The sequence below is a fragment of the Orenia metallireducens genome (assembly GCF_003001995.1).
GTDB lineage: Bacteria > Bacillota > Halanaerobiia > Halobacteroidales > Halobacteroidaceae > Orenia > Orenia metallireducens_B.
In genome coordinates this window covers 1-1,650 of sequence record NZ_PVNB01000079.1, presented here as the reverse complement: position 1 = coordinate 1,650, position 1,650 = coordinate 1, and the positions used below count along the sequence as shown (strand labels likewise).

The 1,650-nt window shown below is 31.4% G+C and carries 3 protein-coding genes; all 3 read right to left on the bottom strand.

The annotated features are described in order from the left end of the window. Positions 1–9: 9 nt before the first annotated feature. Entirely contained in the window at positions 10–285 is a 276-nt protein-coding gene (locus BX659_RS18650; RefSeq protein ID WP_106231979.1) for a hypothetical protein, read from the bottom strand. A gap of 216 nt (positions 286–501) precedes the next feature. Beyond that, the gene (locus BX659_RS18645) at positions 502–1,419 is read right to left on the bottom strand and encodes a hypothetical protein (RefSeq protein ID WP_106231977.1); all 918 of its coding nucleotides are present in this window, start codon (positions 1,417–1,419) and stop codon (positions 502–504) included. Positions 1,420–1,422: 3 nt separating this feature from the next. Then, a complete protein-coding gene (locus tag BX659_RS19240; protein WP_181186469.1) occupies positions 1,423–1,590 on the bottom strand; it encodes a hypothetical protein in 168 nt (55 codons plus the stop codon). Positions 1,591–1,650: the final 60 nt, after the last annotated feature.

Here is a 1,650-nt window from a genome sequence, read left to right as displayed (position 1 = left end):
CCCCAATAACTAAATATCCCCATTCCTAATTTCATCAATCCTCCTCCCCACTTCTTCTTCAACTTTTTCATATACACTCAATTCCAAAAGCTCATAATAAGCTTCACCCCTAGCAACTTCATTTCTCAAACGTTGATTTTCTTCTTTTAACATCTCATTTTCTCTTTTTATTACAGTCATCAACTCCGAAACTGCTTGAGCATAAGTAATATCTTTTTCTTCAGCATACTCTTTAACCAAATCATATTCCCTCTGATGCATACGAACTTTATAAGTCTTAGGCACAAAATCACTCTCCTTTTTCAATAATTGAATTTATTACCATATAAATATTATAACAAATCGTACCCAAATTGCAAACCTGTATCCCAAAACACTTTTGTAAAAATAATAATAATAATATTTATAAGCCGTCAAGGGTATACAAGTTCGTCGTACCTCCTCACCCTTGACAACTAATAAATTTTTTTATTAATAAATAATTAACAAGTGTTTATCGAATCACGTTTTTATGTTATAATACCTTTTAGAATAATGAGCAGATTCATACTGTTTCCCATCAAGAAAAAAGTACTTGTCCGATATTTCTGTAATAAAATCAACAACAGTTTCCTGCAACAAACATTTTTTAATAAAAAGTTCACATTCCTCTTGAATAAAAGGTTTTAATTTCTCTTTCTTTCTTCTAGGCAATTCAGCAAGTTCCGCCAAACCTGCTTTAATAGCCTTAAGAAGTATTCTGTCAGTAGAATTTAAATCTTTTATTTTATGAGGTTGAATATAAGTAATATTAGGTATCTCAATATCAATTTTATAATCCTGTATGTTACTAGTAATAACATCAGGTTTAAGAGTTATCTCGTATCGTGTCCAATCACTAAACGGTACTGGATAGCTCTTTTTACTTCTTTCTTTAGCTTTATTATAAACTTTTACTCTCCCCTCTTGTCCGACCTCTCCAATATAATAAGTTTTATCATCAGACCCATAATCTAAAGTCGTAATCTTCCTTTTACTACCTTTAAAAAGAGTAACCCAATTGATATTAACTTTATAAAAATCAACTGCCACATCTAATTTTTGAACTATCGGCTCAGTTTTAGTAAATAACATCAGTAATTCATCTAAAACACAATTATCTTTTTCCACCTTGTTAGGATTATATTCGATAACAAAACCCGTTCTAAGCTCCACAGGAGGCTCAGAATTATGCTGACAGCCTATGTAAACAGTTTCATCTACCCCTAACTTAAAACGCCAATTATGACGATATTCTGTTATTTTATACCCTTCCCAATATTCAACCCTAGGATCACTCTCATATTTCCTCATTTTAAATTGAACAACATCTTTAGCCAATCTTGTTTTTAACCTAACTTTATCAATACTATAAACAGGTTTTATAACTTCTTCACTCATTTTTTAACCACAACCAAAACCTCCAACTTTTATAATTAAAAATAATAAAATTGTACAAATGTACACCTTAGCACCCCTTATTATATTATTGGGGTGTGGAATCTGGCTCGTGGCTTTAAAGCCACTCGATAAATCACCCCAATAACTAAATATCCCCATTCCTAATTTCATCAATCCTCCTCCCCACTTCTTCTTCAACTTTTTCATATACACTCAATTCCAAAAGCTCAT